At 71.1% G+C, this 3,755-nt stretch carries 2 protein-coding genes and 2 pseudogenes; 3 read left to right on the top strand and 1 reads right to left on the bottom strand.

The window, feature by feature from the left end:
• From FLX08_RS39590 to FLX08_RS39600, 3 genes and pseudogenes are all read left to right on the top strand, one after another.
• Window positions 1-379 (top strand): annotated as a pseudogene (locus FLX08_RS39590) (trypsin-like serine peptidase); the annotation flags it as partial.
• Between the two features lie 162 nt (window positions 380-541).
• Window positions 542-1,468 carry a 4-(cytidine 5'-diphospho)-2-C-methyl-D-erythritol kinase gene (locus FLX08_RS39595; protein ID WP_142625388.1) on the top strand — a complete coding sequence of 309 codons (927 nt, stop codon included), beginning with the start codon at window positions 542-544 and terminating at the stop codon, window positions 1,466-1,468.
• 12 nt (window positions 1,469-1,480) lie between these two features.
• Window positions 1,481-3,301, top strand: a complete 1,821-nt coding sequence (locus FLX08_RS39600; RefSeq protein ID WP_142625389.1) for an ABC-F family ATP-binding cassette domain-containing protein — start codon at window positions 1,481-1,483, stop codon at window positions 3,299-3,301.
• Window positions 3,302-3,376: 75 nt separating this feature from the next.
• Here FLX08_RS39600 and FLX08_RS39605 read toward each other — a convergent pair.
• Window positions 3,377-3,755: pseudogene (locus tag FLX08_RS39605) on the bottom strand (trypsin-like serine peptidase); the annotation flags it as partial.

Here is a 3,755-nt window from a genome sequence, read left to right on the forward strand (position 1 = left end):
GTACAACCAGAAGATCGGCAGCGGCACGTTCGTGTTCGGCTACCCGAGCGGCTCGCACCCGGACGGCAACTACGCCTTCTCCGGCAAGACCCTCAAGTGGTCGTACGGCAAGACCTTCAAGGCGGCCGCGCCGTCGATGAAGGCCGAGGAGCTGATCGGCATCAAGTCCTCCTTCACCGGTGAGGGCGCCATCGGTTCGTCCTGGCTCTACCGCTACAGCAGCACCAAGCGGCTTGGTTACCTGAACGGTGTGACCATCGCGGTCTCCGACACCGACGGCAACAAGCGCATCGACACCAGCGTTTCGCCGTACTTCGACGGTGAGACCCTGGACGTCTACAAGACCGCCGCGAAGAACTGGTCCGGCAAGATCGTCTGATCGGTCACCGCTGCACGCGAAGGGGCCCGGCATCCCGCCGGGCCCCTTTCCGCTGCTCGGACCCCGTGTCGGGCGCGGATCTGCGGGGGTGCGGGTGACGCTAAGCTCGGGTCCCATGTCCAGGCAGTCCAGGCGCGGCGACACAAGGCGGTAGGGCGGGCGATGAGCGCGATCACGGTGCGCGTGCCGGCGAAGGTCAATCTCCAGCTCGCGGTCGGACCGCTGCGCCAGGACGGCTATCACGACCTGGTGAACGTCTTCCACGCGGTCTCGCTGTTCGACGAGGTCACCGCCGCCGAGCCGCTCGACGGGGATGGCTCCGCCGCCCCGCTCAGGGTCAGGGTCGAGGGAGACCTCACGGGAGAGGTCCCGGTGAGCGACGACAACCTCGCCGTACGGGCCGCCAGGGCGCTGGCCGACCGCGCGGGCCGTTCCTACCGCGCCGATCTGCTGATCCGCAAGTCGATCCCCGTGGCGGGCGGCATGGCCGGCGGCAGCGCCGACGCCGCCGCGGCGCTGGTGGCCTGCAACGAGCTGTGGGGCCTCGGCCTGCCGGTCGAGGACCTGATGGAGATCGCCGCCGACATCGGCAGCGACGTGCCGTTCGCGCTGCTCGGCGACACCGCCGTGGGCACCGGACGCGGCGAGCGGCTCGCCCCTCTGGAGACCGCCGGGGTCTTCCACTGGGTCTTCGCGCTCGCCGACGGCGGCCTGTCCACGCCCCGGGTGTACGGCGAGTGCGACCGGCTGCGCGAGGAGGCGGGAGTGGCCGCCCCCACGCCCGCGGTGAGCGAGGCCCTGCTCGCCGCCCTGCGCGAGGGCGACGCGAGGGCGCTCGGGCAGGCGTTGTCCAACGACCTGCAGCCCGCCGCGCTGGCGCTGCGTCCCTCGCTCGCGGACACGCTCGCCGCCGGCCGTGCGCACGGCGCGCTCGGCGCGATCGTCTCCGGATCCGGCCCCACCTGCGCCTTCCTGGCCGAGTCCGCCGGGCATGCGCACGAGCTGGCCGCCCTGCTCAAGGACGTGGACGGCTGCAGGTCGGTCGTCACCGCCCACGGGCCCGTCCCCGGGGCCACCGTGGCCGGATAAGCTTTACGGGCGATGAATCTGGTCAATCTGGAGTCCGTCTCCCACGCCTTCGGGCCAAAGCCCCTGCTCGCCGACGTCTCTCTCGGGCTGGAGGAAGGCGACCGGATCGGCGTCGTCGGCCGCAACGGCGGCGGCAAGACCACGCTCATCTCGATCATCGCCGGAACGCTGAAGCCCGACAGCGGACGGGTCACCCACACGCGCGGGCTGCGCGTCGGCGCGCTCGCCCAGCGCGACCAGTTCGACCCGGACGCCGCCGTGAAGGACATCGTCCTGGGCGGCCGGGCCGAGCACGAGTGGGCCGGCGACGCCGCGATCAGGGAGATCCTCGCCAATCTGCTCTCCGACATCGATCTCGCGTCCCCCGCGGGCGCGCTGTCGGGCGGGGAACGCCGCCGTACGGCCCTGGCGCGGCTGCTGGTCGAGGAGCACGATCTGCTGATTCTCGACGAGCCCACGAACCACCTCGACATCGAGGCCATCGCCTGGCTCGCCGGGCATCTCGTCCAGCGCAAGTCGGCGCTGCTCGTCGTCACCCACGACCGGTGGTTCCTCGACGCCGTCTCCACCCGAACGTGGGAGGTCGTCGACGGCTCGGTCGAGCGATACGAGGGCGGTTACGCGGCGTACGTGCTGGCCAAGGCCGAGCGGGCGCGGATCGCGCAGGCCGCGGAGGAGCGCCGGCAGAACCTCATGCGCAAGGAGATCGCCTGGCTGCGGCGCGGCCCGCCGGCCCGGACCTCCAAGCCCAAGTTCCGCATCAACGCCGCCGAGGCGCTGATCGCGAACGAGCCGCCTCCGCGGGAGACCGTCGAGCTGCTGAGCTTCGCCTCGGCCCGGCTCGGCAAGACCGTCGTGGACCTGGAGGACGTGACGCTCCACGCGGGCGGCCCCGATGCGGGTCCCCTGGTGCTCGACCACTGCACCTATCAGTTCGGGCCGGGAGACCGGATCGGCCTGATCGGCGTGAACGGCTCGGGCAAGTCGTCGGTGCTGCGCCTGCTGTCCGGCACGGTCGAGGCCGACTCCGGCCGCATCGTGCGCGGCAAGACCGTGCGGCTCGCCCACCTGTCGCAGGAGCTCGCCGAGCTGGATCCCACGCGGCGGGTGCTGGAGACGGTCGAGGAGATCCGCAAGTACGTCCAGGTGGGCAAGAAGGAGTGGTCGGCCTCCCAGCTGCTCGAACGCCTCGGCTTCCGGGGCGAGGCCCAGTGGAAGGTCGTCGGCGACCTGTCGGGCGGCGAGCGGCGGCGATTGCAGTTCCTCCGGCTGATCATGAACGAGCCCAACGTGCTGCTGCTCGACGAGCCGACCAACGACCTCGACATCGAGACGCTCACCGAGCTGGAGGACCTCCTCGACGGCTGGCCCGGCACGCTGGTGGTGGTGAGCCACGACCGCTACTTCCTGGAGCGGGTGGCGGACCGCTGCGTCGCGCTCCTCGGAGACGGCAGGCTGTCGATGCTGCCCGGCGGCGTGGACGAATACCTGGAACGCCGCGCGGCGGGCGCCGCGTTGTCGGCCCGGGCGGCCGCTGTCACTGCCGCTGCCACGGGTGCTCCCGAGCGGGCCGCCCGCGACGAAGAGCCGGCGCCGGCGGGCGGGCTGTCCGCCAAGGAGCTGCGGGAGCTGCAGAAGGAGCTCAACCGGCTGGAACGGCAGATCGACAAGTTCGGCGAGCGTGAGGCGAAGCTGCACGCCGAGATGGCCGAGGCGGCGAGCGACTTCGAACGCCTGGGCAGGCTCGACGCCGAGCTGCGGGAGATCGCCGCGCAGAAGGAGTCGGCCGAGATCGAGTGGATGGCGGTGGCGGAGCGCCTCGAAGGGCGGTAAGCCGCCGCCGGTACGCGAGAGAACGAAAAGGGGCCCGGCGCGCTGCCGGGCCCCTTCGCGTGCAGCGGTGGCAGATCAGACGATCTTGCCGGACCAGTTCTTCGCGGCGACCTTGTACACGCCGTAGGTCTCACCGTCGAAGTACGGGGAGACGCTGGTGTCGTAGCGCTGGTTGCCGTCGCGGTCGGCGACGCCGATGGTCACGCCGTTCAGGTAGCCGAGCCGCTTGGTGCTGCTGTAGCGGTACAGCCACGCCGAGCCCAGCGCGCCCTCGCCGGTGAACGACGACTTGATGCCGATGAGCTCCTGCGCCTTGATGGTGGGGGAGCTGGCCTTGAAGGTCTTGCCGTACGACCACTTGAGGGTCTTGCCGGAGAAGGCGTGGTTGCCGTCCGGGTGCGAGCCGCTCGGGTAGCCGAACACGAACGTGCCGGCGCCGATCTTCTGGTTGTAG

Origin of the sequence: Microbispora hainanensis, from assembly GCF_006874475.1 — a bacterium.
In the GTDB taxonomy this organism is placed as follows: Bacteria; Actinomycetota; Actinomycetes; order Streptosporangiales; family Streptosporangiaceae; genus Microbispora; species Microbispora hainanensis.